Below are 26,513 nucleotides of genomic sequence, written 5' to 3' on the forward strand. Positions count from 1 at the left end.
GACCACGATGTTTCTCGACGTTCTCATGCGCCGCAATCCGGCCTTCATCGAAGCCGCCATGGCGCTGCATCAGGCCGGCAAGATCCCTGCCAATGCCTATGTTCTCGATCTGGACGCGGTCGAACGCAACGCTCGACTTTTCAAGGGAGAGGCCGACAAGCACGGCCTGAAAACCTTCGCCATGACCAAGCAGGTCGGACGCCATTCCGGTTTCTGCCAGGCAGTCATGCGCGGCGGCATAGACCGCTCCGTCGCGGTCGACATGGCCTGTGCCCTTGCCTGCGACCGTGCCGGCCTCAAGACCGGGCATCTCGGCCACCTGGTCCAGGTTCCGAGGCAGGAAGCCGCTTTTGCCGCTGCGAAACTGCAACCGGATTACTGGACGGTGTTCTCGGCTGAGAAAGCACAGGAAGCTGCCGCTGCCGCCAAGTCCGCCGGCAGGACACAGAACCTGCTCGCCCGGATCCAGACCGAAGGCGACACCTTCTATCGCGGCCATGAAGGCGGCTTCGACGCGGAAGACATCGTCTCCGTAGCAGCCGAACTCGATGCCCTGGAAGGTGGAGCCTTTGCCGGCATCACGACCTTCCCCGCCCTGCTTTTCGATCTGGAAACGCGCAAGGTCAAACCGACACCAAACCTGTCGACCCTCGCCCGTGCCGCCGAAGCACTGGCAAGCGCAGGTCGCGGTGGTATCGAGATCAACGCTCCTGGCACCACGTCCTCCGCAGTGCTCGGCGCCCTTGCCGAAGCCGGTGCCACCCAGTGCGAACCGGGCAACGGTCTCCACGGCACGACACCTCTTCATGCAGTGGAAGACCTCCCGGAAGATCCTGCCGTGCTCTATCTCTCGGAAGTCTCTCACCACCACGGTGGCAAGGCCTACTGCTTCGGTGGTGGCCTCTACATCGATCCGGTCTTCCCGAAGTACCCGGTCAAGGCCCTAGTCTCCTCGGAGCCGACTTCCCGCCAGTCTGATCTGCTTGAGGTCGAAATACCTGACTATTCCGCCATCGACTATTACGCGATGATCGACGCCACCTCGCCCAAACCCGTGCGCGCCGGTGACACGGTGGTCTTCGGCTTCCGCGGTCAGGCCTTCGTCACACGGGCGCTTGTCGTCGGCATTTCCGGTGTCAGCGCTGGCACGCCTGCCGTCACCACAATCGAAAATGGCTTCGGAGATGCCGTCTCCTGGCCGGGAGCGTTTCAGCAATGACCGCCGACAATCCCGTTCTGTCCCTGAAGAACATCCACAAGGCGTTCGGTGGCGTGGTCGCCATCGAGAACTTCTCACTCGACCTTCACGCGGGAGAGATCGTTGCTCTTGTCGGCGACAACGGCGCCGGCAAGTCAACGCTGGTCAAGATCATCTCCGGTGTCCATAAGCCAACCTCGGGTGACATCCTGCTGGACGGCACGCCGGCATCCTTCTCCGACGCCAGCTCGGCCCGCAGTCTCGGCATCGAGGTCGTTTACCAGGACCTCGCTCTTGCTGACCAGCAGCCGGTCTACATGAACATGTTCCTCGGCCGCGAACTGACCAAGCCGCCGTTCGGGCTGCTCGACAAGAAGCGCATGCGCCGGGAATGCCAGGAGCTGGTCGACGAACTCGATGTCCGCATCCCCTCCGCCGGCTCTGTCATTCGAGACCTCAGTGGCGGCCAGCGGCAGGGCATTGCCATCGCGCGAGCCACCCACTGGGCCAGCAAGCTGGTTCTGCTGGACGAACCGACGGCTGCCCTGGGCGTCGCGGAAACGGCCAAGGTCGAACAGCTGGTCGCATCGCTGAAGGAAAAGAACCTCGCCATCCTGATCATCAGCCACAGCCTGGATCAGGTCTTCCGCCTCTCCGACCGCATCTGCGTCCTGCGCCGTGGTCAGCAGATCGGCGTTCGCAAGACCAGCGAGACAGACAAGAACGAAATCGTCTCCATGATCACCGGCGTTTCCGGCCAGGCAGCCTGAACCTTCAGCCTCCGGCAACTGCCGGAGGCTGGTCTGTTCACATCAGAACGGAATGGTGACGTTAAGCGTCGCACCATACGAGCGGAAGTCGGACGTCCCGATCCCGTCGTAAAAGCCCTCCCCGGAAATCTGGATGTTACGGCCGGGCACCAGCAGGCCCGCGCCGGCTTCCACACGTGCCCGCAGATCTTCATCGGAAGAGGCAAGCGTCGCATCCGTCGGGGTATCGTCCTGCAACTTGTTGAAGTCGTAGATCCCGGAGAGCGACAGGAACGGCGAGAACAGCAGCTCGTTCAACTGCAGGTCCCAGGAGACCTTTGGTCCGAACTCGAGCCGCCCCAGATCGAAATCCTGCGACGGGATCAACCGCCCCAATGTGTCCGTGTAGCTTTCCTGCTCTTCGTAGTAATAGGTGATGCGGGCAAATGGGCTGACCCTGGTCGTTTCACTGAGCTTGAAGTCGCCAGTCAAACCGCCCTGCAACAGAAACCGCTGCGTTCTGAAATCATCTTCGAAAAGCCCAAGCGCATTCACGGTGTTGTAGGACTGGCCATACGTCGCCAGACCATCCAGATAGAAATTCTGATGAACCCGGAGAACAGCATAAGGGCCAGCCATCCAGCCGACGCCGTCGGCGGAGGTATCGGCGGCACCGTTTCTTTCCTCGGTCAGGTCGAGCTGCCCCAACAAGCCCAGGACGGCCCGGTCCTTGTAGCGATAGTCGACCCCGGCAAAAAACAGCCCGGTCTTGCTGTTGCTGCTATTGTTATCGGTAATTGCATACGTTCCCTGGGCCCAGAAGTCCCATCCCGACTGCCACTCGGCACTGCCCTCGCCGCCTGAAGGTGCATCTCCGTTGGTGCCGCTCAGGATCGCGAGGGTATCATCCTGCATCACCTGCGGACCGACGGCCGTGTAACTCATCGTGCCGGAGGAAGTGAAATTGTCGAAGACCGCGTACCGTTCCGGCTCGGCATCCGCCGCGCGAACGCCGCTCCCGGCTCCTGCCATTGCCGCACTGTTTCCTGTGCCACCACCTTGTTGAAGAGAATTGGCAAAGGCGCGCAGGGAGAACTGGAAGTTTCCGGACTGCGAGGTAGGCGTAACGTCGAAATTGAACCCGTTGCGCCCACGCTGCCGCCCAAAGGGGCCGCTGGTCAGGCGCGAGACGATATCAGGCTGTCCGGACACGATTGCATTGGCCCGGCTTGTCACGAAGGAGGCAATCACTTCCTTTGTTTTCTGGATATCGGCCGATGCGTCCCGGTCATTGGTGAGAGAGAAGCTGACGCTGCTCAGCCCCGTGGCACTCGCCGTCACCGAATATGGCGTGAGAGCACCACCGCCGTTATAGGACGAGGCAACCGCGTTTGCGGTCATGACGGAACTGGTCGCCGTTCCGTCCGCAGCCGTGGTCACCGTTTCCGTGTTGGTTCCCGTGCTCGCAAATGTCAGTGACGCGCCACCGGCCGGTGCAGTGAATGTTACACTGACACCTGCAGCAGCGTTGTTGTTGACGTCTGTCGCTCTCGCGACGAGAACTGCCTCGAACCGGGTTCCGACTTCGGAACTTTGCCCGGACCCCGACACGACCGACAGCGCCGCCGCCGCCCCGCTTGCCGTCCCGCTCACCGATACGTTGAAGGGGTTTTCGTCCGCATCGTCATTGGCGAAGTTGAAGTCGAACCCGAACGCTCCAGGCGCTGTTGGCGTATAGGCCACAGCCAGCGTCGCCGTTCCACCACCGCTGCTTACGGTGTTGGAACTCAATGTGAAGCTGTCGACTGTGACGTTGCTTGTGCCGGTAACATTCGCACCAACCGTTGGAGTTGTAAGGTTCAGGACGGCCGACCCGGTGTTCGTGATCGTGTAAGTGATGGTTGACGTTGTTCCCGGCATGACAATTCCGGGAACGGTGTCTGTTCCCCCGTCCGATACAGCATTGCCTGTCGACGATGAAACCTCGATTTCCGGACTGCCAATCGCAGTACCGCTCACCAGGATGTCATACGTGGGTTCGTCGGCGTCATCGCTGAGAATATCGAGTTCGAACGAAAAATTGCCAATTGCACTAGGCGTGTAGAGAACAGTGAAGGTGGTCGATGCACCACCCGCGAGCGTTGTGAGCCCCGGCGCGGAGATTGAATCGACCGAAACATTGCCTGCCGAGGCACTGGTTGGCGTTCCGGTCAGGGTGAGCGTCGCGGTACCCGTGTTTTCGATCGTGTAGACCAGTGTTTGCTGGTCTCCCACGTTTACTGTTCCCTGAGCATCCGTTCCGTTATCCGCAATAGAGTTTCCTGCAGGACGCTGCACGTCGATTTCAGGGGTAGCAACCGTCAGAGTGCTTGAAGACGTTCCGGAGTTTCCAAGGCTGGAGGTCAGGTCTCCAGTTGTGTTCGCGAAGGAACCATCTGTGGAGCCGGTAACGTCCGCACTCAAGGAACAGCTGCCCCCGGCCGCAACGGTGCCTCCGGTGTAGGAAATCACACCAGAACCTGTCGTCGCCGTTATCGTTCCCCCGGTGCAGGTGGTTGAGGCGTTTGCAGGCGAGGCAACCGTCAATCCTGCGGGGAGATTGTCGGTGAAATCCAGCGAGGTCGCGGCGACAGCGTTGGCGGAATTGTTGATGACGAAGGAAACCGTCGAGGTTCCACCTGACAGAATGGTCGCTGGAGCAAAGGACTGCGTGAAACTCGGCGTGGACGTTCCCGTGCCCTGTACCCTGAATGTGTAGATTCCCTCGTCGGCATCGTTGGAGTCAATCGTGATCGTCGACGTTTGGGTTCCAAGCGCATTGGGATCAAAAGTGACCGTGAACGTCACCGACCCCAGGGCGGCGATCGAACCGCTCGTCGTACCAGACACCGCAAATTGCGTATTGTCCGAGGATGTCACGCTCGTCAGCGTCAGCGTGTCCGTACCCGTGTTCTGGATCGTGAAGACATTCGCATTGGTTCCGCTGGACACTGAAACACTACCGAAGTCGGTGTCGTCCGCAGCCGACGGCGTCGTATCACCACTGGCGATACTCGTGCCGTTCCCCTGGACGTTGATCTCCGGTGCCACACCCGTGCCTTGAACAGTAAACGTGTATGTTCCTTCGTCGGGATCGTTAGATTCAATCGTGATTGTCGACGTCTGCGTTCCCAGCGCATTGGGATCAAAAGTGACCGTAAACGTTGCAGACCCCAAGGCGGCGATCGAGCCGCTGGTCGTCCCGGATAATGCGAATTGCGTGTTGTCGGAAGATGTCACGCTCGTCAGCGTCAGCGCATCTGTTCCGGTGTTCTGGATCGTGAACGTATTTGCGTTGGATCCGCTCGCAACCGAAACGTTGCCGAAGTCGGTATCATCCGCTGCGGACGGCGTCGTATCGCCACTGACGATACTTGTCCCGTTTCCCTGGACGTTGATCTCCGGTGCGATACCAGTCCCCTGTACCGTGAACGTGTACGTCCCTTCATCGATGTCATCGGAAACGATGGTGATCGTCGCAGTCTGGTTCCCACCGGCGTTGGGATCAAAAGTGACGGTAAAGGTCGAAGACCCCGAAGATGCGATCGAACCGCTTGTCGTACCGGAAATAGCGAACTGGGTGTTGTCCGACGACGTTACACTTGTAAGCGTCAGCGTGTCGGTTCCTGTGTTCTCGATGGTGAACGTATTCGCCACAGATCCGCTCGAAACCGCAACACTCCCGAAGTCGGTATCGTCCGCCGCACTCGGAGACGTATCCCCGCTGGCAATACTGACACCGTTTCCCTGGACGTCGATCTCGGGTGCAATGCCTGTTCCTTGAACACTGAACGTATAGGGACTCTCGTCCGCGTCGCTCGAGACGATCGTAATCGTTGACGTTTGCAAACCCGTCGCGGACGGATCGAAGGTGACCGTGAAGGTTACAGATCCCGAAGACGGTATCGAACCGGCCGTTGTCCCCGACACTGCGAATTGTGCATTGTCAGAGGACGTCACACTGGTCAGTGAGAGCGTTCCATTACCCGTATTCTGGATTGTGAAGGTGTTTGCATTTGTACCGCTCGAAACAGAGACGCTGCCGAATTCGGTATCATCTGCCGCCGAAGGGGTCGTGTCCCCACTGGTGATGCTTACCCCGTTGCCCTGAACGTTGATTTCAGGAGAGGCAACCGTCAGCGTGGCAGATGACGTCCCGGAATTTCCCAGCGATGATGTGAGATCACCTGTGGTGTTGACGTAACTTCCGTCACTTGCAGACGTCACATCGGCACTGACGGTACAAGTCGCACCCGCCCCAGCGGTTCCGCCAGTGTAACTGATTACACCCGATCCGCTGGTCGCCGTGAGTGTGCCACCGGTACACGTCGTGGCAGCGTTCGACGGAGAGGCAACGGTCACTCCCGAAGGCAAGTTGTCGGTGAAATCGAGAGATGTCGCGTCCACACCGTTCGCAGAGTTGTTGATCGTGAATGTGACGGTCGAGGTGCCGTTTGCCACGATCGTACTGGGGGCGAATGCCTGGGTGAATGTTGGAGGCGTCGTCGGTGGAGTAACTTCACCGCTGGAACCGGCATCAAGATAGGTGAAATTAATGCCTGTAGCACCGTAAGATCCGGTGATTGTGCATGTCGTGGTACAATCGATCGTCTGAATACCAGGCGACGTTACGTTGATGGTATCCGTTCCATTGGTAACGGAATACGAGAGTACATTCCCCGGGTCGTTTGGACCATTGTTGATATCGAAATTGGTGAGACTGCTTCCAGAACCCTGATCCTGGATCAATATCCAGTCGTCGTCCGCCGTCGTAGGTCCGATGCCACTTTCCCGCGTGCATTCATCCAGCGTGAGGTTCAACACGAGAGGATCGAGCGGGACAGAATTGCTTGGACAGTCTGTGTAGGCCGCCTTCGCGTCGTCAGGTACGGCTCCCAGAAAAAGCATCAGAAACGCCAGCTGTACAAAGCGCAACAAGACGCCTGCGCGCGCGGCTTTGCTGAGCCTGGTTCCCCATACGTCACAAATCATCAAATCACCACAGAGCGAACCACGGTCGCTGCACCCCAAAAAGAAAGAGCCAAGGCTCGAAGGCCCGGTTTTTGTTAGCTGTCAAACACAACTATAACGTGATTTTTATCAAAACAATCTTTGGTTTAAATTCTACTACGCTCAAACTTAAATAGAATTCAAGCGCAAATCCGATCACATTTTTGACTGACCACATCTGCGTCAGGAAAAAGGATTCAATTCTGACAAATTCTAACTATGGTTGAAAGATTTGGTCAGAATTGGCTTTCATCCTCTTTAAGGCGAATAATTCCCTTAAAAATTGCAGAATTTGGCGATCTTTAACACTATTTCCAGTAACGAACACTCAACAATTCAGGAACTGATTTCAAAATTTTATAATTGCATTTTGAAATACATGTGTGTGAAGGTTGCAATGTAATTTGAGTCCTATTTCTCTTTCATGCAACCTGTGATTCGCAAGAGCAGGAAATCCAGACAACATCTGCAAGACCGAAACTTCCTTCGGAAGCAACGGGAGGAAACATGTCAGAACCATTTCTCGCCGAAATACGGATTGTCGGCTTCAATTTCGCGCCACGCGGCTGGGCTTTTACCGACGGACAGATTTTGCCGATCAATCAGAACCAGTCGCTCTATTCGCTGCTGGGCACGACCTATGGCGGAGATGGGCGGACGACATTCGCCCTGCCCGACCTGCGCAGCCGGACGCCGATCCACGAGGGCGCCGGATATCAGCTCGGCCAGAAGGGGGGAGCGGAAACCGTCACACTTACGGCAGCTGAAATCCCGGAACATTCCCACCCGGTGAAAGCGGTCTCCACCGCAGGAAACAGCAGAACGCCCAACATGGCCCTGTTTGGATCCGAAATCGCACCGGACAAGGCCTATCGGCCTTACGAAGTCGGCACGATGACGCAGATGAGATCAGGAACCGTGACCAACGCAGGTGGCGGGCAGGCGCACAACAACATGCAGCCCTACCTGACGCTCAATTTCTGCATCGCCCTTCAAGGCCTGTTTCCGTCCCGCAACTAATCTCCGAAAGGACATAGAATGTCTGAACCTTTCGTCGGTGAAATCCGCATGTTTGCCGGTAATTTCGCACCGCGCGGCTGGGCCTACTGCGACGGTCAGCTGCTGGCAGTTTCCCAAAACGATGCCCTGTTTTCACTCCTTGGAACCATCTACGGCGGAGATGGCCGAACCACATTCGGTCTGCCGGACATGCGCGGACGAATTCCGCTGCACGCGGGCACCGGCCCCGGCCTCAGTCCGCGGCGGCTCGGCTCCAAAAGCGGGTCGGAAAACGAAACGCTCACGGTTAACCAACTTGCCAGTCACTCGCACGGCTTCAATGCCAACACCGGCCTGGCCGACCAGACGTCGCCGGCGATGCATGTTCCGGCAGCCGGTGCAGGCGTGAGTTTCTACGCCGATGCCAGTCAGGACATTTCCATGGCGCAAGACATGATTTCAAACTCTGGCGGCTCCCGGTCGCACACCAACCTGATGCCGACAATATGCGTGCATTTCATCATCGCGCTCTACGGCGTTTACCCCAGCAGGCATTAGGAGGCGAACCATGTCGGAACCCTTTATCGCTGAAATCCGAATTTTCGCAGGCAATTTCGCCCCTCGAAGCTGGGCCTTTTGTGACGGCCAGCTCCTTCCCATCTCCCAGAACACGGCGCTGTTCTCGCTTATTGGAACGACCTACGGCGGCGATGGACGCAGCACCATGGGTCTGCCGGATCTGCAGGGACGTGCCCCGATGCATCCAGGCAGAGGCCCTGGCCTCACATCCCGCAGACTGGGGGAAAAGGTTGGTGTTACGACCGTCACCCTGACGGAAGCGCAGATCCCCTCACATTCTCATACGGCACGAGCAACCAGTGGCAGCGGCGGCGTTCCCGGCCCCTCGTCATCGACGTCCTTTTCCAGCTCCGGCCTGGATTCGCTTTACCACACGGACACTCAGACGAACCAGGTCGACATGGCCATGGAAACGCTGTCCGCCACCGGCGGTAGCCAGTCACACGACAATGTTCAGCCGTATCTGACGCTGAACTTCATTATTGCGCTCCAGGGGCTTTACCCCTCCCGCGGCTAATCAATGCAGGACGTTGCCGGACAGGCCAGGCCGCCGGCTTCAGATCAGCAAGAGGAAACGCATCATGTCAGTCGAAGAAGCAGTTCCCGAGGAATTTGAAGGGAACGTGACGGCCGATCCGGTCTATTTCCGGATTTTCTTTGCCGCAGTCACACCGGACGGAGCACTTGAATACAAGGATCAGACGTCCGAGAACGGCGCTTTCAGTGCCTCCTTTACCCAACTTACCAATGCAAGCTTTGCCACGGAACGGCTCAACGCATCCGTGACCCAGGAGGGCTATGTTGCCCTGCTTGCGCAAGACAGCGGGTCCGGAAACCTGGCCTATATCCGGGAAAACCGGGACGAAAACGCACCACAGCGTTTTGCTGACCCGCTTGATCTCGGCAAACCGGCCGGCGTTCCAGGTTTCAATGATACGTTGCTGATCAACGGCGTCACCGGTCGGCAGAACATTTTCGTCACAAGTTCGGCGCCGGACAACGCCATCTGGTGGCGCTTCCAGAACAACAACACCGTACAGATGGAAACCATCAAGGTAGTGCCACCGGGCACAACGACACCAATTGAAGTTACGGTGCCGGTCGAAATTCCGCCGAGCCAGCCCTGGGCGGACTGGCAACAAATGGCCGGGGCACTGCGGAGCCTCGCCGCAACCCAGAATGCCGATGGCCGCATCATTCTCACCGGCATCAATTCGGACAGCGTGCCTTATCTGAACTTCCAGTCCACCGACAGGCCGCTTCTGCCGGAGGGCTGGGAAGGTTGGCAAGATATCAGTGGCGGCCTGACCGGCTTCGAACAGCTTGTCCTTTGCATCGACGGCAATGCGCTCGTTCACATCTTTGCCCGCATCGGAAACAAGATTTACATGAAAGCTCAGGACGAAGTCAGTTCACTCGACTTCTCCGACTGGGCACTGTTTGCAACGTTTGATGCGCCTGTCGGCAGCATGGCCGCTTCCAACTCCTCCAACGGAGGAATTTATCTGGTTGCGCTGACTGTCTCAGGATCCGACAGTCCGGTCTACGCAAGCTACCAGACCAGTTCCGTGGAAACCTCCTGGACGGCTCCACGGGTCATCGCCCATGCGGATGGTGGCAGCACGCTCAAACTTCAGCCGAACGCCAATACGCTCCTGAGCCTTTTCGCCCTCGATCCGGCGTCAAACACGGCTTCCTACCTGCCTCAGATATCGCTTGATCACTGGTCGGCGACCTGGACGTCCCTGGGCGGACCGCTTTCCGTAAGCGCGCTGACCCGGGACGTTACACCGAACACCGAATGACGACCGCGTTTGCGATCGATCTGCCGATGCCGCAGACAGACAAGTCCCTGGCCTCGCGCGCACGCGCGGCGGCCCGGGGCATCACCTACCGGGCCTTGCATTCGGGCGATCTTCCGTTTCTGGCAAGCCTATACCGTTCGACGCGCAAGGCCGAGCTTGCGCGCACTCCATGGACGGAAGCCGAAAAGCAGGCCTTTATCGCGATGCAATTCGAAGCCCAGCACAGACATTATCAGGAGCATTATCCTGACGCTCTCTGGCTGGTGATAGAACGAGACGCCAGACCTGTTGGCAGGCTTTATCTGGAACGCTGGACCCGCGAACACCGGATTATCGACATCGCCTTGATACCCGAAGTACAGGGACAAGGCCTTGGCAGCGCCGTCTTGCAGGATCTGATGGAAGAGGCGCAAGAAGTTGGCAAAGCGCTTTCCATTCATGTCGAAAAGGAAAATCCTGCCATGCGGCTCTATCACCGCCTCGGTTTCGAAAAGCGGGAAGACAAGGGCGTCTATGATCTCATGGAACACCCCTGCCAAACCTGAAGAACCGAGCCCGGCCACCAGACTGCGGCGGCCACCGGCCTGTCAGACAGTATGTGATCAGGTGAACACGGCTTCATACTGAATGCCGGCTTCCTTCTGCGCGACCGGAACCAGAAACACGTCCTGCTCGCCGAAATCCGGCCGATAGAGCCTGTAGATGGATTGCTCCAGCAATGGCTCCTGCGGACCTTGCCACAACGTGGAAAAAGCCCCTCCCTGCCGCTCGCCGGAGCCCATCAATTTGACCTCCACGAGCGACAACTGGATATCAGCCGGAACCGACCTGACCTCGAACACCTGATCCAGCAGCTTTTCAAAGTCGTGAAGGGTCAGTGTCTTCAAGTCGGTCATCATTTTCTCCAAACCATCTGTCCAAATGTCCCGGTGTCGACGCGGGGGACGAGCAATTAAAAAGTTGTAGTTCAAACTTCCGACAACCGTAAAGGGGCGATTGCAAAACCTGCTGCAAACCTTTTGAGAACAAGGGCGAAGCCCCTCTTTCAAGTCGTGCATTCCTCCTGCATTGGCGCAACGCAGGAGGAATGACATCTTCTTTCAAAAGCCGATTCCCGGATCAGCAAGACACCAGCCCGCCTCCGGTCCGACGTCGCACCGTTCAGTGATCGACGGGGCTTTCCTCACCAAGCCTTTTCGCAAGCCGGCGCAGAACAGCCTTGTTGCGGCTGGTAACCGTCGAGCGTTTCCAGCCGTATTTTTCGCAGATCCGGGAAAACTTGCCGCCGCCCGCCTTGCACATCACTTCGAACTGCAGGGCGCGGCGCGCATCCGGGTCCTCGATCAGGGAGAACCAGGTGATCGCCTCTTCAGCCCGGCTGATCGCCCGGGGCGGGTAGGTGCGCCGACGCCGGGCGATCTTGCCCTGGCATTCGGGCCAGCTTGCCAGGACCGCCCGCGGTCCGTCACCCTTTCCGGTTACCGCAATCACTTCGACAGCCTCCGTCAACCGGGCCAGGATCTGGTCAGGTACGCTTGTTTCCATATCGTCTCTCTTGAAACTGTAGTGGGCACAGAACCGCGCGGCCGCTCAAACGGCCCCGCGGCAGCAAAGATGCAGGCCTGAGGCGGTTATTTGCCCTGGCCCTCACGCTCTTTCTGGTAGCCCTCTTCCCACAAACCGAAATAATCGGCCTTCGGCGGATAAGGATTGTCCTCACGGGACTTGCCTTCCCGGCACGCGGTCGCTCCGCGTTCGAAGGCAAAAATCTGTGCCTTCGTCAGGTAACCGTTCATTTTCAAAACCCCCTCTCTCAAAATACCGGTGAAAGATCCGTCCGGCGCCGCTTCCCCCGAGCGCGGCAATCCAAGCGTGCAATCCCTGAGCGACTCAATACAGCCGAAGATTGACGGCCGCAGTGTAATCAACCGACACAAACTGACAATAGTGCTCATGCAGCGATCCCCTCCCGGCCCGTTTCCAGGAGTTTGTCAAGTTCGTAGGAGAGCAGAACGGCGAGCGTAAGGGTCGGAGCGGATGGGTTTATATGTCTTGCACTGCCAAGCAACGCCTCCAGATCGATCCTGTCGAACTGGTCCAGAAAACCTCGCCGTTCCACCCAGTCCGGCTTGTTCAAGACAAGCCAGGAAACGGCAGTAAAGCATGGCGCAGACCAGTTCCCCCGGTTCTCGGCGGTGTTGATCAGACCGAAGACGAGGCGCAGATGTTCCGCCCCGTGTTTCGTCAGCAGGGTCTGGCAAGTTCTGCGGGCCTTCGACTGGTGCCGCCCTTGCACCCGTCTGGTGTGGCTGATGAAATGAACGCCATACTCGGCAGCGATCCTGTCGACCAGTCCTCCCGAAGCCATCAGACCCGACCTTTCTTTTCCGCCGCGATACCTTGCACCGCTGCAAAAGCCGCTTCTGCCTTTTCCCTGGCCGTACGCGGCAAATGTTCACTATTTGTTCTTTTTGCGAAGGGCGCTTGCCTCATGTGCTGCCTGCTCCCGACAACACCCGGATTGCCCTTCGGGCTGGAACTGCCGCGCACGTCCCTGCCCTGCTTCAGGTTCCGCAACTCCAGAGTCAGCAACCTGTTGCGCGCTTTTTCCAACGCGAACTCGTCTTCCAGCCGGGCACTCGGTCGTTCCGCCCTGATCCTCAGATGCGCGACCTTTGCCTGCGCTTCCTCAATTTCGTCCTTCAGGTCCCTCATCGGCCGGTCTCCTCTGCCATTTGTCGAAGGATTGTCTGAGCTTCCATCGTCACTCCCACGCATTCACTTGATGACTCAAATTTCGTACGCTTATTGCGTACGTATGTCAACTGGACTCCGTACGTTTTTACTGCTAACACGTATGCATCTTACGTGACCTGGTGACCGAATTATGGATATGGACGAACAATCTGCAGTCTCCCGCCAGCTTGTGGACCTGAAGGACCGCAGTGGCCTGTCGATCCGCGCCATCGCACGGGCCATGGGCTATCAGAATGCCTCTTCCATCCAGCGCTACTTCAGCGCCGACTACCTGAAACCTGCACTGCCGTCGGATTTCGTGGCGAAGCTTCTCCCTGTCCTCCTGGGCAAGGGCGCGCAACCGATCACCCGGGAAGACATTCTTGCGCTCGCCCCCGATTCCATCACCGATCTGGATGCCTCCAGCGCACCCTCAAGAGCCGCCACACCTCTGGAGATCAAGGGCCAGGTGGCTGCCGGCCTCTGGATGGAGTCCGGACTGTTCGAGACGGACGCCACCAAGAAAACCAGTTTCGCGGGAGACCTTCGCTTTCCGAGCGAAAGCCAATATCTGTTGCAAATCAATGGCGAAAGCCTCAACCGGATCGCCTGGAGCGGCGATTTGATCCTGTGCGTCGACTATCTGGAAGCCGGCATCGAGATCAAGTCGGGAGACCTTGCCGTCGTGGAGCGGACCAGAGATGGTGGCCATACCATCGAACGCACCGCCAAGCGGATCATTCGCCGGAACGGCCAGATAGAACTGCAACCGGAATCCAACGATCCGCGCTTTCAGGAGCCGGTGATTTTCAACGAGCACGATGAAGAAGCAACGGAAGTCCGCATCATAGCCAAGGTATTGAGCGTCATCCGGCAGGTCGTCTAGCGCCGCCGACCCCGCCTCCACTTCTTCTCAGGCCGAAACTAGGCCCGCCCCCCCTCGCGCATTTCGCGCAACCGGTCTACCGCGACCGATCACGTCTTGACGCGACGCCAACACTTCGGGGCGGTCATACGCTTTTGTCATATAGCCGATTAACGAAGATTTGACATGTACGCAATTTGCGTATACGTTTTCAACGTATTTCAGATGGAGGCTTTTTTGGCTTTGAACCTCGACATGTCGTTCTATTCAGTGATTTGCGAACTCGGAAACTGCTTCTATACGCCGGAAACCGATCTGGCAGACATGAGCCTGCACAGGATCATCGAGGATCTTCAGGCCGGGCAACTCGAGAAGGTTCAGGCGGTTCTGGAATTCAATCCCGCGGAAGGCTGGTGCAACGACATCACCAGCACGGTCCTGTCCGCCGCCTTCCCCGAGATCGGGGAAGACGATGAGGAAACCGCGGAAAACTGGTCGGACTATCGAACCGAACGTCTGACCGCCCGGCTTGCCGGTGTCACCGCCAGGGTCGCGGCCTGACGCCGAAAGACAAGGCGAAGCGCCTGCCGGTGGTCAGACGGCAGCAAGCAGGTGCCGCGCCCTGGAGAGCCGGCTTTTCACGGTCCCGACGGCCACACCCGTCTGCTTGGCAATTTGCCCGGTGGACAGGCCCGAAAACACCCGCAGTTCGAGAGCATCCCTGTCTTCCGGCCGAAGTCCGGCGATGCCCCTGGCAACATCTTCCAGCTCCAGATGCTTTTCCTGAGCGGGCGCTGCCTGGGTTTCCTGAAGCCAGTCCTCTATGGGCAGGTGGTCACCCCGCCGGGCAAGCCATTTTCTTTCGTCGCGATAGGCATTGCGGGCAATCGTGAAAAGCCAGCGGCGCAGCTGCGTACCGCAGTGGAAGCTGGCGTGATGCCGGAGCGCCTTTTCCAGCGAGGTCTGCATCAGATCATCGCCGGCTTCAGGATTTCGCGTAAGAGAGCGGGCGTATCTGCGCAGATGCGGGATTTCGCTCTGAAGGTCTCTGGTGAAGTCGTCCTTGGTGCAGGCCATCGTGACATTCCTGTTCTGCTGTTTCTGGACGAGATGTAAGACGTGACGGTGTTGGCAGAAGCGCGCTCAAGACCTTGTCATCGCGGTTTGAAAAACAGATGCAAAACGGCCTCTCCGGCTCCCACGCCTTTCACGGGTCGGTGAGCCGGGTACCGCTTGCCGAATGATCATGATGAACGCGTGCGTGGTGTCAAAACACGCGCCTCGCAAGGCTTGAACCCTCTCACAGGGCCTCATGTTTTTGTGTTGATGTTATTACCGCCACCGCCGCAACCGATCAGCATTCGTGTCGTTGTTCCCGGCATGAACAGCCTGCGGGGCAAACAGCGCTCTGCAGTCATTCATGAGTTTAAACAGACACATGGAGCAAGATCATGCGTACTTCTAAGAAAATTCTGTCGACCCTGCTGACCGCAGCCTTTGTATCCGGCGCGCTGGCCGGCAACGCCTTCGCCATCGACCCGGACGACACCCGCGGCGATCTCAACGGCGACAAGCCTGTTTCCGTCCGTATTCAACAGACCGTCAATGCAAAGGCTCTGGCTGAAGCGCGCAGTGGCAATCTGCTGATCCTGCCGGTTGTCGGCAGTTACAATGGCGAAGAGCGGCTGACAGTTGCCCAGCAGCAGGTCGCCGGTGCAAGGGCACAGGGCGCCAGGGCGAAGAAGCCGCTGCATATCCTGCCTTTCCAGGGCGACTGGAACGGTACTGCAAAAGCCGGTTTCCCGCACAAGTAAGGTCTTTTCAAACCTTCCAAGAAAGGGCCGCGCGTCTAGCGCGGCCTTTCTCGTTTATCAGCCGGGACTATCTGCTTCGCCGGTGCTCGCGTGGCGACTGGCCGAATTCCTGCCGGTAGGCTCGGGTCATTGCACTCGCGTTGCGATAGCCGCAACGCTCTGCAATTTCCGCAATCCCCAGCATGGTCAATTCCACAAGCCGGCGCGCCTCGCGCAGGCGGATCGCCTTGTAGACCCCTAGTGGCGTCATCGACATTTCCCGCTGGAACCGGTTCTCCAGGGTACGCTGGTCCACCTTCAGCTGCCGGGCAAGATCTTCAATCGGCATCGGCGCCTCGATGGTCCGCCGCATCAGCGCAGTCGCGCTGCGCACCAGGGCATCCGCCGACAAACGCTTGTGCGGATCGTGCATGTCCAGCTTGTCGCCATACATGAACAGGGCTGCCACCTCGAGCGCGAACATCGGGCTGTGATGCCGCTTGATCAGTTCCAGCGCCAGTTCGAATGTGGTCGACGCCCCGCCGCAGGTACAGATGTTGCCATCAAGTACAAAACGGTCCTCCACTGCATCGACATCCGGAAATCTTTCGGCAAATCCCGTAAGTTCATCCCAGTGGATCGTTGCCTTGCGTCCTTCCAGCAAACCGGCGGCCGCCAACAGCCATGCGCCAGTATCCATGCCGACCAATGTGCCGAACCGTTGCCTTGCGGCCTTCAAGGCGCGCACGGTTGATGGACCTGCAAAAGCCTCGAAACCGTAGCTCGGCATGATGAAGAGATAATCACCACCAGGCTTTGCCTCCGACCAGGCAGACGTCGCCACCGGCAGACCGCTGGATGACGTGACGGTTCCTCCGGCAAGGCTCACATGCTGCCAGGAATAGAGCTGCTTTCGGGCAATCGTGTTTGCTGCCCGGAACGGCTCGATCGCATTCGCCAGGCAGTGGTTCGAAAAGCTTTCGAACAACAGTACGCAGATTTTTCGAACCGAATTCGATTTTTGTGAAATCGGCATGATTTCAAACCAAAATTGCACAATGGAGCAAGCCCGTTTGTCTCACTCTCGTCGGCCTGAGGCAAGAGGAGATTCCGATGCATTTTGGGCTGAGCGAAGAACAGGAGATGATCGTCTCCACGGTCCGGTCCTTCGTTGAAAACGAGATTTACCCGCATGAGGAACTTGTCGAGAAGACGGGCCAGGTGCCCGCCGAACTCGGCGAGGAGATCAAGCGCAAATGTATCGATCTCGGCTTCTACGCCTGTAACTTCCCGGAAGAAGTGGGCGGTGCCGGCCTGAGCCATCTTGATTTCACCCTGGTGGAACGGGAACTGGGGCGCGGATCGATGGCGCTGAACCACTTTTTCGGCCGTCCCCAGAATATCCTGATGGCCTGCAAGGGCGAGCAGATCGAGCGCTACCTTCTGCCGGCCGTGCGCGGCGAGAAGATGGACGCGCTGGCCATGACCGAACCCGATGCCGGCTCGGATGTGCGCGGCATGAAATGCCAGGCGGTACGCGACGGAGGAGACTGGGTGGTCTCCGGCTCCAAGCATTTCATCTCCGGCGCCGAACACGCGGATTTCTTCATCGTGTTTGTGGCGACCGGCGTTGACGAAACACCAAAAGGCCCCAAGAAGCGCATCACCTGTTTTCTGGTCGACCGGGGCACACCCGGCTTCGAGGTGCGCGACGGCTATCGCTCCGTCAGCCATCGGGGCTACAAGAACTGCATTCTCTACTTCGACAATTGCCGCCTGCCGGACAGCCAGGTGCTCGGTGAGGTCGACGGTGGCTTCGAGGTGATGAACGAATGGCTTTATGCCACCCGTCTGACGGTTGCCACCATGAGCGTTGGTCGCGCCCGCCGCTGTTTCGACTATGCGGTAAACTATGCCGCCGAGCGCAAGCAGTTCGGCCAGGCGATCGCCAAGTTCCAGGGCGTCAGCTTCCAGGTCGCCGACATGATCACCGAGATCGATGCTGCCGACTGGTTGACGCTTGCCGGAGCCTGGCGTCTCGACCAGGGTTTGCCCGCCAACCGCGAGATTGCGAGTGCCAAGGTCTATGCGACCGAAATGCTGGCGCGCGTCACCGACACGACGCTGCAGATCTTCGGCGGCATGGGTTTGATGGACGACTTCCCCATTGAACGTTTCTGGCGCGACGCCCGCGTGGAACGGATCTGGGATGGCACCAGCGAAATCCAGCGCCACATCATCAGCCGCGACATCTTCCGCCCGCTCGGAGCCTGATCCATGCGCTCACTCGAACGCCTGCTCCGGCCACGCACGGTCGCTGTTATCGGTGGCGGTTCCTGGTGCCGGAACGTGCTCAGGGAATGCCGCAAGGCCGGTTTTGAGGGTGATCTCTGGCCGATCCACCCGAGCCGTGAAGAGATCGACGGCTGCAGGGCCTATGCCACCGTGGAAGATCTTCCCACCGCCCCCGACGCGGTCTTTATCGGCGTCAACCGGCACGTGACGGTCGAGATTGTCCGCTCGCTTTCACGCCTCGGCGCCGGTGGTGCCATCTGCTTTGCCTCCGGTTTCAGCGAAGCAATCCGGGAGCTTGCCGACGGCGCGGATCTTCAGGCCGCCCTGATCGAGGCGGCAGGCGAGATGCCGATCCTCGGTCCCAACTGCTATGGCTTTCTCAATGCGCTCGACGGCGCGGCCCTGTGGCCGGATCAGCATGGCCTGACCCCGGTCGACCGCGGCGTTGCGATCATCGCGCAATCGTCCAACATCGCGCTGAACCTGACCATGCAGACACGCGGCCTGCCGATTGCCTATCTGATGACCGCCGGCAACCAGGCCCAGACGGGCCTGTCCGCCATTGGCAGCGCCCTCCTGGACGATGACCGGGTCACCGCCATCGGTCTGCACATCGAAGGGCTTGACGATCTTGCCGCCTTTGAGGCTTTCGCACGCAAGGCGCACGCACTCGGCAAGCCGGTTGTGGCCGTCAAGGTCGGCAGATCCGAGGCTGCCCAAGCCGCAACTGTCTCCCATACAGCCGCCCTTGCTGGTAGCACGGCTGGTTCCGACGCTCTTTTCAACCGGCTGGGCATTGCCCGGGTCGGCAGCCTGACGGCCCTTCTGGAAACCCTGAAGCTGGTCCACGTCGCAGGCCCTTTGCCGAGCACCAACATCGTGTCCATGTCCTGCTCGGGCGGTGAAGCCAGCCTGATTGCCGACACCGCCGTCGGCCGTCGGATCACTTTCCCGCCGCTCGGTCCCGCGCAAAGAACCGCGCTGTCAGAGGCCCTCGGCCCCAAGGTGGCTCTCGCCAATCCACTCGACTACCACACCTACATCTGGGGTGACGGCGAGGCCATGACCCGGTGCTACACTGCCATGATGCAGGCGGACATCGCCCTTGGCATCGTCATTCTCGATATTCCGAGAATGGATCGCTGTGACCCGGAAGACTGGTTGAAGGTGATCGAGCCGGTGGAAGCGGCGATGAAAGCTTCCGGCAAACCGATGGCGATCCTGAGTTCGCTCCCCGAAACCATGCCGGAAACCTTTGCAGCCGATCTGATGAAGCGTGGTCTCGTGCCTCTCTGCGGGCTGGACGATGCACTGACGGCCATTGAGGCGGCTGCCTTTCTGGCAAGACCACTTTCGCCGGAACCGATCCGGGTTCCTCAAGCTGTCGCTGATCCCCGTCTTCTTTCCGAGCACGAGGCAAAAGCCTTGCTGCAAAAGCATGGCCTCAAGGTTCCCGCGAGCGCTTTTGCAGAAGGTCCGGAAGCGGCAGCCCGGGCTGCCGAAGGTATTGGATACCCGGTGGTGCTGAAGGGCACCGGCATTGCCCACAAGACCGAAGCCGGAGCAGTCGCCCTCAATCTGCAATCGGCATGCGAGGTCCACTCCGCCGCAAGCGGGATGCCGGCCTCGTCGTTTCTGGTGGAAGAGATGATCACCGCCAGCCTTGGCGAACTGCTGGTCGGCGTTGTGCGGGATCCGGCTCACGGCTACGTCCTGACGCTCGCAGCAGGCGGCATCCTGACCGAACTTCTGGAAGACAGCACCTCGCTGATCGTTCCAACAGGCGAGGACGAGATCAAGAAGGCCCTTGAAAATCTGAAGATCGGCCGTGTCCTGACCGGATATCGCGGCAAGCCGCCTTGCGATCTGGGAGCGATTGTTGAAGCTGTGCAGGCAGTGCAGAGCTTTGTTCTGTCGGCACCGGTCGAAGAAGTAGAAATCAACCCGTTGCTCTGCGGTGCGGACTTTGCCGTCGCCGCCGATGCACTGGTAAGAATGGGAGCGAACTGATGGAAAACCCCATCAAGACCGAAAGACGCGGCCACATACTGGCTGTCACGCTCGACCGGCCAAAGGCCAATGCCATTGACCTGATGACCAGCCGGATCATGGGAGACGTCTTCACCGACTTCCGGGACGATCCGGACCTGCGCGTCGCCATCGTGACCGGTGCCGGGGAAAAATTCTTCTGCCCCGGCTGGGACCTGAAGGCGGCCGCCGGTGGCGATGCCGTCGACGGAGATTACGGCAAGGGTGGCTTCGGCGGCCTGCAGGAGCTGCGCGGCCTGAACAAACCGGTCATAGCTGCCGTCAACGGCATTTGCTGTGGCGGCGGGCTCGAGCTTGCCCTGTCTGCCGATATTATCCTGGCTGCGGAGCACGCCTCCTTCGCCCTGCCGGAAATTCGCTCAGGCACCGTGGCCGATGCCGCCAGCATCAAGCTGCCGAAGCGCATTCCCTATCACATCGCCATGGAAATGCTGCTGACAGGCCGCTGGATCGAAGCAGAGGAAGCCGCTCGCTGGGGCCTGATCAACCACATCTATCCTGGAAAGGACCTGATGGCGGAAGCCTGGAAACTGGCCGAGCTGCTCGCTTCCGGTCCCCCGCTTGTCTATGCGGCGCTGAAGGAAATCGTGCGCGAGGCAGAAGACATGAAGTTCCAGGACGCGCTCAACCGCATCACCGGAAGCCAGTTCGAAACAGTCGAAAAGCTCTATCGCTCTGAAGACCAGAAGGAAGGCGCCCGCGCCTTTGCCGAAAAACGAGACCCGGTCTGGAAGGGCCGCTAGATCATCCTGCGTCGACATGAACGCCATCAAGATGACCTGACACGTTAAAAACAATCAGTTTCCGGCAGTTCAATCGGTTCCGGTTGAACTGTCGCTGATCCAGGAGAACCAAATGCCATTGACCATGAACCGCGAAGTCTTCATCACCTGCGCCGTCACCGGGTCGGGCGGTACCCAGGACAAGTCTCCGCATGTGCCGCGCAGCCCGAAGCAGATCGCCGACAGCGCCATCGACGCCGCCAAGGCGGGGGCAGCCGTCGTCCATTGCCACGTGCGCGATCCGGAAACCGGCACCCCCTCCCGCCGGCTTGACCTCTACCGGGAAGTCACGGATCTCATCCGCGCCGCCGATGTGGATGTGGTCCTGAACCTCACCGCAGGCATGGGCGGCGACATCGTGTTCGGATCCACGGAAAGCCCGTTGCCGCTGGTTGAAAAGGGAACCGACATGGTCGGTGCAACCGAGCGCATGGCCCATATTCGCGAGTGCCTGCCTGAAATCTGCACGCTCGACTGCGGCACCATGAATTTCGCCGAAGCCGACTATGTCATGACCAACACCCCCGGCATGCTGCGCGCCATGGGGGCCATGATGACCGAACTTGGCGTGAAACCGGAAATCGAAGCCTTCGACACCGGCCACCTCTGGTTTGCCAAGCAGCTCGTCAAGGAAGGCACGCTTGCCTCTCCGGCATTGGTGCAGCTGTGCATGGGTGTGCCCTGGGGCGCGCCGAACGACCTCAACACCTTCATGGCCATGGTCAACGCCATTCCGGATGACTGGGCCTGGTCGGCCTTCAGTCTCGGCCGCGATCAGATGCCCTATGTGGCGGCCTCCATCCTGGCCGGTGGCAACGTTCGTGTTGGCCTCGAGGACAACATCTTCCTCGAAAAAGGCGTGCTTGCCACCAATGCACAGCTGGTCGAGAAGGCCGTCGGCGTTGTTGAAGGCATGGGCGCCAAGATCATCGGCCCGCAGGCCGTTCGTGAAAAGCTTGGCCTGACCAAACGCGCGCCGGTGAGCGCCTGACATGAGCCGCAGGGTCCTCGTCACGGCCGGAGCGTCCGGGATCGGCCGCGCCATTGCGGAACGCTTCCTGGCAGACGGAGACGAAGTCGCGATCTGTGATGCGGATCCTGCAGCCGTTTCCGCATTCTCGGAAGCAAATGGCAACGCGATCGCTGCTGTTGCCGATGTCACCAGCGAAGCGGAAATGTCCGCGTTCCTGAACGACCTAGAACACCGCTGGAAAGGCATCGACGTGGTTTGCGCCAATGCCGGCACCGGCGGTCCTGCAGGGGCGATCGAGACGCTGGACTACGCGGAATGGCAACGCTGCGTCGCGACCAATCTCCACGGAGCCTTCCTGACCTGCCGCTGGGCGGCCAGAGTGCTGAAAGCTCAGGGCCACGGTCTGATCACGCTCACCTCGTCGACCGCCGGACTTTACGGCTACCCGTTCCGCTCGCCCTACGCCTCCGCAAAATGGGCAATTGTCGGCCTCACCAAGACGCTCGCAATGGAGCTCGGCCCCCACGGCATTCGCGTCAACGCGGTCTGCCCGGGCGCGGTGGAAGGGGAGCGGATGGATCGGGTCGTCGCGATGGAAGCAAGGGCGCGCGGCGAGACCGAAGAGGCCATTCGAGAGAGCTACGTCAAGGGTGTTTCACTCAAGACCTGGGTCACTGCCCAGGATGTAGCAAACACCATTCACTTTCTGGCGTCCGAAGCAGGCGCCCGCATTTCAGGACAGATCCTGGCCATCGACGGCCACACGGAGACACTTGCACCATGACCCAAAAAGCATGCATCGTCGGCGGCGGCGTGATCGGTGGCGGCTGGGCCGCCCGTTTCCTTTTGAACGGTTGGGACGTTGCCGTCTTCGACCCCGACCCGGAAGCCGAACGCAAGATCGGCGAAGTCATCGACAATGCGCGCCGCAGCCTGCCCGCGCTTTATGACAAGCGCCTGCCGGACGAAGGCAAACTGTCGTTCCATTCAGATCTTGCCGAGGCAGCCGCTGGTGCTGACTGGGTGCAGGAAAGCGTTCCCGAACGCCTTGACCTCAAGCACAAAGTCCTGGGCAGCCTGACGGAGCTCGCGCCCAAGACCGCCGTCATCGGCTCGTCGACATCCGGCTTCAAGCCGTCCGAACTGACCAGCGAAGGCGCGCGCGCCGTCGTCGCCCACCCGTTCAACCCGGTCTATCTGCTGCCGCTGGTGGAACTTGTCGGTGATGCTGCCGAAACCGCTCGCGCGGCCGAGGTCCTGCGCAGCATCGGCATGTTCCCGCTTCATGTCCGCAAGGAGATCGACGCCCACATTGCCGACCGCTTCCTGGAAGCTGTCTGGCGCGAGGCGCTCTGGCTGGTGAAGGACGGCATTGCCACGACCGAAGAAATCGACGAGGCAATCCGCATGGGCTTCGGTCTGCGCTGGGCGCAGATGGGCCTTTTTGAGACCTATCGTATCGCCGGCGGGGAAGCCGGCATGAAGCACTTCATGGCCCAGTTCGGTCCATGCCTCTCCTGGCCCTGGACCAAATTGATGGACGTGCCGGAGTTCACCGACGAGCTGGTCGACCTGATCGCCGGTCAGTCCGATGCGCAGTCCGGCCACCGCTCCATTCGCGAGCTGGAACGCCTGCGCGACGACAATCTCGTCGGCATGATGCGAGCGCTAAAGAAAAGCGGCAGCGGTGCAGGCGGCGTTCTCAACACCCATGAACGGGCTTTGGCGGCACCGGCGGAGGCTGAACTGCCGATCACGGGAGACCGCCAGATCCCGCAGAGCTGGACCGATTACAACGGCCACATGAACGAGGCTCACTACCTGGAAGCAGGTGCTGCCGCAACCGACCGGTTCATGGAGCTTATCGGTGCGGATGCCGACTATATCGCATCCGGCAAGAGCTACTTCACCGTTGAAAATCACCTGCGCTACCTGGACGAGCTTCTGGCGGGTGAACGCCTGACGGTCACGACCCAGGTGCTCCAGGGGGAAGGCAAAAAGATGCAGCTGTTCCACTTCCTGAAAAACGCTGACGGCAAACTTGCCGCGACCATGGAGACCCTTCTGCTCCATGTCGATCTCAACACCCGCGCCAGTTCCCTGCCGGGAGCGGAAGTCGGCGAGAAGCTCAAGGCCTTCGCCGACGCCCACAAAGCCCTGCCTTTTCCGGAAGGTGCCGGCCGCTTCGTCGGACAGAAGGCGGTCTGATCAGACACCGTCCGCGGTCAACGGAACCGCGGACGGGCCTGTTTTGTTGGGCGGTCCTGCTGGCCGGTCCTATTGGGCCGGCTGAACCATGAACCCGGCCACGATACCTTCGGCGTCGGAATAGACACCCGGCCGCGCAAACAGATCGCATCTTCCCGACCCGGCAGACCAGTTGAACCCGAGGCAGGTGCGTTCCGTGCAGAGCGTCTCGCACTGGCCGGCCGATCCCGCCTGCAGGCTTTCATCCGGCTGTCCGGGAAAGCCCTTGTTCTGTTTGGTGAACGTCTGGACAGGCACGCTCAGATTGGGTTTGAGAGACCCGGCGGCAGCCCGCTGCACATAGGTGTCGGCCTTGGAAAGAAGATAGAGCCTGCCATTGCTGTCACCGACGGACTTTTGAATGCAGATCCGGTTCCATCGGTCATGGGTCACGGCATCGCAGCCGCTTCTGGCGCTACAGGACGAGATACAGTCCTCAGCGCTCATGTTGCGGAGCACGCCATCCGACAGATCTCCACCGTAAAGATCATAGCCGCTCAGGCGAACGAAACCGCCCTCGCCTGACGCAGCAGGCGCAGATGCGGGTGCACTTGCATTCTGCCCGGCTACGTTTCTTTCTGCCTGCTGGTCAAGCTTCAGGGAAGCCGGCAGCAGATACCAGTAAGGCGCGGAAAATTCCTCGGCCTCCCCGTCACCGAAATCGTCACCCACGGAATACTGCTCGAAACGGACACTGAGCGGACTGTAATCGGTATCCCAAAACCGTTTCCAGTCGTCGGATATCCGGACCGAACAGCCAAGCGCAGAGAATTTGCTCGGAGTATCATAATTGAAGACCTTGCCGACCAGGTCCTCTCCCTGCCTTGTCAGCACAACTTTCCGGTCTCCATCCGGATCGCCGATCAGGATTTCGTCGTAGTATTGTGAACTGGTCGTATATCCCGGCCGACCATCCATCAGATTGGCCGCATAGGCGTTGTCGCAGATATTTGCGATTTCCCGTTCCGTAATCGAGGCTGGCGGTGTCAGTCCGGTGACGGTGATATTGGCCAGCACCGCATCGCCGATGCTCTCTATGTGGAACATGTTTTCGGGGCGCGTGCCGAGGATCCGCTGATAGAGGAAATCCGTCATGGCCTCGACGTCGTGCTCTTCGCTCAGCTTGATATCGAAAAAGGATTCGGCAGCCTTTAGCGCAATCGCAAAGGCAGTCTGGACTTCGCTGGCAGGGTAACTGTTCTCGTTGGGCAGGTTGAGGCTGGGCGAATGGAAACCGAGCTTGCCCCCTGGACGCAGAGAGCGCATCTGAAAACGGATCACGGCTGTCCCGATCCGCATGCTGCCGCCAAGGAAAGCCAGGGAACAGGCGGATTCGCACCGTTCTCCCGAACGCACCATGGTTGCGATATCCTGGTCCCAGATCGTGTCGAACAGCCGCTTTCCTTCGGCAAAGCTGCCCCCGGGGCTATCGAGGCAAAGCGTGATGCCTTGCGAGTTGATCGGCAGAACCTTGAGCTTTTCCGCATCACCCGAGACGATCTGACCCCGCAAATGATAGTCGCAGCCTTCCGCGTTCGACGGAAACACGTCGGCCGCTTTCGCCACCGTTGCGGCAAGACAGAACAGGATAAACACCAGGCATCTCGAAATCATGGGCACTCCTTCTCCAGGCAGTCCGTTTAAAAAGTTTTGGCAGGGCTGATCGGGCACCCGAAAAAACCGGGGCCTCAGGTCGACCGGTACGGCCGGTCCGGGAATGAAATCGTCATCTCGAAATCGTTTTTCAAAACAGGCGACGAAGCAGCAATAGACCAAATATCGAAGCGTGTCTTCAACCCGCCGGTTGCGGTGACCGGCCCGCTTTCAGGTGCCTCACCAGACGCGCGATTGGGGTATCGACCCCATACTGACACCCCACCCGTTCTGGCACCTTTCTCTCATCGAAAGATCGATACCCCCTCCGAAAGGAGATTATTCAAGAGAAAGGAATTGACCAATGAAAGCCCTTGCCAAAACCGCAACAGCCGCCACCGTTCTTGCCATTGCAGGCGTTGCCTCCCTCGGTGCCGTGACCCCGGCCGCCGCCCTGTTCGACATCTGCAAGAAGGTCAACATCACGGTGAAGAACAACACCGGCCAGCCGATCCAGCTTTACGATCTCGATTACCGTGACCTCGGTTCCAACCGCTGGCGCTCGGAAAACATTTCCAACCGCGTCATCGCCCACGGTGGCACCTACAAGGTCACCCGGAACCTGGAAGGCGTAAACAACGCCAGCACCTTTGTCCGGGTCCAGTTCCGCAAGCTGAAATCCAACGGCCGCTGGAACCTCCTCAAAACCTGGTACGCGGACTCCAGCACCTCGGTTTGCCGCAAGGGCGCAAGCTACCGCATCGTGTTCCGGTAACACCCGGCAAACACACCAAGGCCGCG

Annotated in this window: 26 protein-coding genes; 17 read left to right on the top strand and 9 right to left on the bottom strand. The window is 59.3% G+C overall.

What is annotated here, in order from left to right; all coding sequences use genetic code 11:
- Nucleotides 1–7 precede the first annotated feature (7 nt).
- Complete coding sequence (locus Q666_RS51895) at nucleotides 8–1,219, top strand: alanine racemase (RefSeq protein WP_023000410.1); 1,212 nt, start codon at nucleotides 8–10, stop codon at nucleotides 1,217–1,219.
- Nucleotides 1,216–1,968 (top strand): ATP-binding cassette domain-containing protein, encoded by a 753-nt coding sequence (locus tag Q666_RS51900; protein ID WP_023000409.1) that lies wholly within the window; start codon nucleotides 1,216–1,218, stop codon nucleotides 1,966–1,968. Before Q666_RS51895 ends, Q666_RS51900 begins: the two co-directional genes overlap by 4 nt.
- 42 nt (nucleotides 1,969–2,010) lie before the next feature.
- Here Q666_RS51900 and Q666_RS51905 read toward each other — a convergent pair whose 3' ends face one another.
- Entirely contained in the window at nucleotides 2,011–6,894 is a 4,884-nt protein-coding gene (locus Q666_RS51905; RefSeq protein ID WP_161633244.1) for a choice-of-anchor D domain-containing protein, read from the bottom strand.
- A 609-nt stretch (nucleotides 6,895–7,503) separates the two neighbouring features.
- On the opposite strand from Q666_RS51905, the gene Q666_RS51910 reads away from it, so the two are divergent.
- The 5 genes from Q666_RS51910 (at nucleotide 7,504) to Q666_RS51930 (ending at nucleotide 10,924) form a co-directional block, all read left to right on the top strand.
- A complete protein-coding gene (locus Q666_RS51910; RefSeq protein WP_023000407.1) occupies nucleotides 7,504–8,016 on the top strand; it encodes a tail fiber protein in 513 nt (170 codons plus the stop codon).
- 18 nt (nucleotides 8,017–8,034) lie between these two features.
- Entirely contained in the window at nucleotides 8,035–8,553 is a 519-nt protein-coding gene (locus tag Q666_RS51915) for a tail fiber protein (protein ID WP_023000406.1), read from the top strand.
- Nucleotides 8,554–8,563: 10 nt separating this feature from the next.
- Nucleotides 8,564–9,091, top strand: a complete 528-nt coding sequence (locus Q666_RS51920; RefSeq protein WP_023000405.1) for a tail fiber protein — start codon at nucleotides 8,564–8,566, stop codon at nucleotides 9,089–9,091.
- 64 nt (nucleotides 9,092–9,155) lie between these two features.
- Entirely contained in the window at nucleotides 9,156–10,379 is a 1,224-nt protein-coding gene (locus tag Q666_RS51925) for a hypothetical protein (RefSeq protein ID WP_031269093.1), read from the top strand.
- On the top strand, nucleotides 10,376–10,924 hold the full coding sequence (locus Q666_RS51930; RefSeq protein ID WP_023000403.1) for a GNAT family N-acetyltransferase: 549 nt from the start codon (nucleotides 10,376–10,378) through the stop codon (nucleotides 10,922–10,924). The genes Q666_RS51925 and Q666_RS51930 overlap by 4 nt, the downstream gene beginning before the upstream one ends.
- Before the next feature lie 57 nt (nucleotides 10,925–10,981).
- On the opposite strand, the gene Q666_RS51935 is transcribed toward Q666_RS51930, so the two are convergent.
- The 5 genes from Q666_RS51935 to Q666_RS51950 form a co-directional block, all read right to left on the bottom strand.
- Nucleotides 10,982–11,275 carry a hypothetical protein gene (locus Q666_RS51935; protein ID WP_031269092.1) on the bottom strand — a complete coding sequence of 98 codons (294 nt, stop codon included), beginning with the start codon at nucleotides 11,273–11,275 and terminating at the stop codon, nucleotides 10,982–10,984.
- A gap of 265 nt (nucleotides 11,276–11,540) precedes the next feature.
- Complete coding sequence (locus Q666_RS51940; protein WP_023000401.1) at nucleotides 11,541–11,924, bottom strand: DUF6362 family protein; 384 nt, start codon at nucleotides 11,922–11,924, stop codon at nucleotides 11,541–11,543.
- Nucleotides 11,925–12,010: 86 nt separating this feature from the next.
- Nucleotides 12,011–12,175, bottom strand: coding sequence for a hypothetical protein (locus tag Q666_RS66230; RefSeq protein WP_023000400.1), 165 nt, complete (start codon nucleotides 12,173–12,175; stop codon nucleotides 12,011–12,013).
- 155 nt (nucleotides 12,176–12,330) lie between these two features.
- Nucleotides 12,331–12,747, bottom strand: coding sequence for a hypothetical protein (locus Q666_RS51945; RefSeq protein ID WP_023000399.1), 417 nt, complete (start codon nucleotides 12,745–12,747; stop codon nucleotides 12,331–12,333).
- Complete coding sequence (locus Q666_RS51950; RefSeq protein WP_023000398.1) at nucleotides 12,747–13,094, bottom strand: hypothetical protein; 348 nt, start codon at nucleotides 13,092–13,094, stop codon at nucleotides 12,747–12,749. Before Q666_RS51950 ends, Q666_RS51945 begins: the two co-directional genes overlap by 1 nt.
- A 178-nt stretch (nucleotides 13,095–13,272) precedes the next feature.
- Here Q666_RS51950 and Q666_RS64975 point away from each other — a divergent pair, with 178 nt between their 5' ends.
- Together Q666_RS64975 and Q666_RS51960 are read left to right on the top strand one after the other, a co-directional pair.
- Nucleotides 13,273–14,001, top strand: a complete 729-nt coding sequence (locus Q666_RS64975; protein WP_161633243.1) for a S24 family peptidase — start codon at nucleotides 13,273–13,275, stop codon at nucleotides 13,999–14,001.
- Between the two features lie 216 nt (nucleotides 14,002–14,217).
- A complete protein-coding gene (locus Q666_RS51960) occupies nucleotides 14,218–14,541 on the top strand; it encodes a hypothetical protein (protein WP_152533365.1) in 324 nt (107 codons plus the stop codon).
- A gap of 33 nt (nucleotides 14,542–14,574) precedes the next feature.
- Here Q666_RS51960 and Q666_RS51965 read toward each other — a convergent pair whose 3' ends face one another.
- Nucleotides 14,575–15,057 carry a sigma-70 family RNA polymerase sigma factor gene (locus Q666_RS51965; protein ID WP_023000395.1) on the bottom strand — a complete coding sequence of 161 codons (483 nt, stop codon included), beginning with the start codon at nucleotides 15,055–15,057 and terminating at the stop codon, nucleotides 14,575–14,577.
- A gap of 374 nt (nucleotides 15,058–15,431) precedes the next feature.
- Between Q666_RS51965 and Q666_RS51970 the strand changes: the two genes are divergently transcribed.
- The gene (locus Q666_RS51970) at nucleotides 15,432–15,794 is read left to right on the top strand and encodes a hypothetical protein (protein ID WP_023000394.1); all 363 of its coding nucleotides are present in this window, start codon (nucleotides 15,432–15,434) and stop codon (nucleotides 15,792–15,794) included.
- 67 nt (nucleotides 15,795–15,861) lie between these two features.
- Here the strand turns inward: Q666_RS51970 and Q666_RS51975 are convergent, their stop codons facing one another.
- Nucleotides 15,862–16,809, bottom strand: coding sequence for a helix-turn-helix domain-containing protein (locus Q666_RS51975; RefSeq protein ID WP_023000393.1), 948 nt, complete (start codon nucleotides 16,807–16,809; stop codon nucleotides 15,862–15,864).
- A 77-nt stretch (nucleotides 16,810–16,886) separates the two neighbouring features.
- Here Q666_RS51975 and Q666_RS51980 point away from each other — a divergent pair, with 77 nt between their 5' ends.
- The 6 genes from Q666_RS51980 (at nucleotide 16,887) to Q666_RS52005 (ending at nucleotide 24,080) form a co-directional block, all read left to right on the top strand.
- The gene (locus Q666_RS51980) at nucleotides 16,887–18,047 is read left to right on the top strand and encodes an acyl-CoA dehydrogenase family protein (RefSeq protein WP_023000392.1); all 1,161 of its coding nucleotides are present in this window, start codon (nucleotides 16,887–16,889) and stop codon (nucleotides 18,045–18,047) included.
- A 3-nt stretch (nucleotides 18,048–18,050) separates the two neighbouring features.
- The gene (locus Q666_RS51985; RefSeq protein WP_023000391.1) at nucleotides 18,051–20,078 is read left to right on the top strand and encodes an acetate--CoA ligase family protein; all 2,028 of its coding nucleotides are present in this window, start codon (nucleotides 18,051–18,053) and stop codon (nucleotides 20,076–20,078) included.
- Nucleotides 20,078–20,860, top strand: coding sequence for a carnitinyl-CoA dehydratase (locus Q666_RS51990; protein WP_023000390.1), 783 nt, complete (start codon nucleotides 20,078–20,080; stop codon nucleotides 20,858–20,860). Before Q666_RS51985 ends, Q666_RS51990 begins: the two co-directional genes overlap by 1 nt.
- A 112-nt stretch (nucleotides 20,861–20,972) precedes the next feature.
- Nucleotides 20,973–21,890 carry a 3-keto-5-aminohexanoate cleavage protein gene (locus tag Q666_RS51995; RefSeq protein WP_031269089.1) on the top strand — a complete coding sequence of 306 codons (918 nt, stop codon included), beginning with the start codon at nucleotides 20,973–20,975 and terminating at the stop codon, nucleotides 21,888–21,890.
- Nucleotide 21,891: 1 nt separating this feature from the next.
- Nucleotides 21,892–22,656, top strand: coding sequence for an SDR family oxidoreductase (locus Q666_RS52000; RefSeq protein WP_023000388.1), 765 nt, complete (start codon nucleotides 21,892–21,894; stop codon nucleotides 22,654–22,656).
- Nucleotides 22,653–24,080: a carnitine 3-dehydrogenase gene (locus Q666_RS52005; RefSeq protein WP_023000387.1), complete on the top strand. Its 1,428-nt coding sequence runs from the start codon at nucleotides 22,653–22,655 to the stop codon at nucleotides 24,078–24,080. Before Q666_RS52000 ends, Q666_RS52005 begins: the two co-directional genes overlap by 4 nt.
- A gap of 69 nt (nucleotides 24,081–24,149) precedes the next feature.
- Here the strand turns inward: Q666_RS52005 and Q666_RS64980 are convergent, their stop codons facing one another.
- Complete coding sequence (locus Q666_RS64980; protein ID WP_023000386.1) at nucleotides 24,150–25,733, bottom strand: PAN domain-containing protein; 1,584 nt, start codon at nucleotides 25,731–25,733, stop codon at nucleotides 24,150–24,152.
- A gap of 343 nt (nucleotides 25,734–26,076) precedes the next feature.
- Between Q666_RS64980 and Q666_RS52015 the strand changes: the two genes are divergently transcribed.
- Entirely contained in the window at nucleotides 26,077–26,487 is a 411-nt protein-coding gene (locus Q666_RS52015) for a hypothetical protein (RefSeq protein ID WP_023000385.1), read from the top strand.
- Nucleotides 26,488–26,513 lie beyond the last annotated feature (26 nt).

The sequence above is a fragment of the Labrenzia sp. C1B70 genome, assembly GCF_000475395.1.
GTDB classification, from domain to species: domain Bacteria; phylum Pseudomonadota; class Alphaproteobacteria; order Rhizobiales; family Stappiaceae; genus Roseibium; species Roseibium algicola.

Bases quoted from the DNA above. Each gene is read 5' to 3' on its own strand.
- Q666_RS51895 (WP_023000410.1), top strand. From the start codon at position 8: ATGTTTCTCGACGTTCTCATGCGCCGCAATCCGGCCTTCATCGAAGCC.
- Q666_RS51900 (WP_023000409.1), top strand. From the start codon at position 1,216: ATGACCGCCGACAATCCCGTTCTGTCCCTGAAGAACATCCACAAGGCG.
- Q666_RS51905 (WP_161633244.1), bottom strand. From the start codon at position 6,894: ATGCTTTTTCTGGGAGCCGTACCTGACGACGCGAAGGCGGCCTACACA.
- Q666_RS51910 (WP_023000407.1), top strand. From the start codon at position 7,504: ATGTCAGAACCATTTCTCGCCGAAATACGGATTGTCGGCTTCAATTTC.
- Q666_RS51915 (WP_023000406.1), top strand. From the start codon at position 8,035: ATGTCTGAACCTTTCGTCGGTGAAATCCGCATGTTTGCCGGTAATTTC.
- Q666_RS51920 (WP_023000405.1), top strand. From the start codon at position 8,564: ATGTCGGAACCCTTTATCGCTGAAATCCGAATTTTCGCAGGCAATTTC.
- Q666_RS51925 (WP_031269093.1), top strand. From the start codon at position 9,156: ATGTCAGTCGAAGAAGCAGTTCCCGAGGAATTTGAAGGGAACGTGACG.
- Q666_RS51930 (WP_023000403.1), top strand. From the start codon at position 10,376: ATGACGACCGCGTTTGCGATCGATCTGCCGATGCCGCAGACAGACAAG.
- Q666_RS51935 (WP_031269092.1), bottom strand. From the start codon at position 11,275: ATGACCGACTTGAAGACACTGACCCTTCACGACTTTGAAAAGCTGCTG.
- Q666_RS51940 (WP_023000401.1), bottom strand. From the start codon at position 11,924: ATGGAAACAAGCGTACCTGACCAGATCCTGGCCCGGTTGACGGAGGCT.
- Q666_RS66230 (WP_023000400.1), bottom strand. From the start codon at position 12,175: ATGAACGGTTACCTGACGAAGGCACAGATTTTTGCCTTCGAACGCGGA.
- Q666_RS51945 (WP_023000399.1), bottom strand. From the start codon at position 12,747: ATGGCTTCGGGAGGACTGGTCGACAGGATCGCTGCCGAGTATGGCGTT.
- Q666_RS51950 (WP_023000398.1), bottom strand. From the start codon at position 13,094: ATGAGGGACCTGAAGGACGAAATTGAGGAAGCGCAGGCAAAGGTCGCG.
- Q666_RS64975 (WP_161633243.1), top strand. From the start codon at position 13,273: ATGGACGAACAATCTGCAGTCTCCCGCCAGCTTGTGGACCTGAAGGAC.
- Q666_RS51965 (WP_023000395.1), bottom strand. From the start codon at position 15,057: ATGGCCTGCACCAAGGACGACTTCACCAGAGACCTTCAGAGCGAAATC.
- Q666_RS51970 (WP_023000394.1), top strand. From the start codon at position 15,432: ATGCGTACTTCTAAGAAAATTCTGTCGACCCTGCTGACCGCAGCCTTT.
- Q666_RS51975 (WP_023000393.1), bottom strand. From the start codon at position 16,809: ATGCCGATTTCACAAAAATCGAATTCGGTTCGAAAAATCTGCGTACTG.
- Q666_RS51980 (WP_023000392.1), top strand. From the start codon at position 16,887: ATGCATTTTGGGCTGAGCGAAGAACAGGAGATGATCGTCTCCACGGTC.
- Q666_RS51985 (WP_023000391.1), top strand. From the start codon at position 18,051: ATGCGCTCACTCGAACGCCTGCTCCGGCCACGCACGGTCGCTGTTATC.
- Q666_RS51990 (WP_023000390.1), top strand. From the start codon at position 20,078: ATGGAAAACCCCATCAAGACCGAAAGACGCGGCCACATACTGGCTGTC.
- Q666_RS51995 (WP_031269089.1), top strand. From the start codon at position 20,973: ATGCCATTGACCATGAACCGCGAAGTCTTCATCACCTGCGCCGTCACC.
- Q666_RS52000 (WP_023000388.1), top strand. From the start codon at position 21,892: ATGAGCCGCAGGGTCCTCGTCACGGCCGGAGCGTCCGGGATCGGCCGC.
- Q666_RS52005 (WP_023000387.1), top strand. From the start codon at position 22,653: ATGACCCAAAAAGCATGCATCGTCGGCGGCGGCGTGATCGGTGGCGGC.
- Q666_RS64980 (WP_023000386.1), bottom strand. From the start codon at position 25,733: ATGATTTCGAGATGCCTGGTGTTTATCCTGTTCTGTCTTGCCGCAACG.
- Q666_RS52015 (WP_023000385.1), top strand. From the start codon at position 26,077: ATGAAAGCCCTTGCCAAAACCGCAACAGCCGCCACCGTTCTTGCCATT.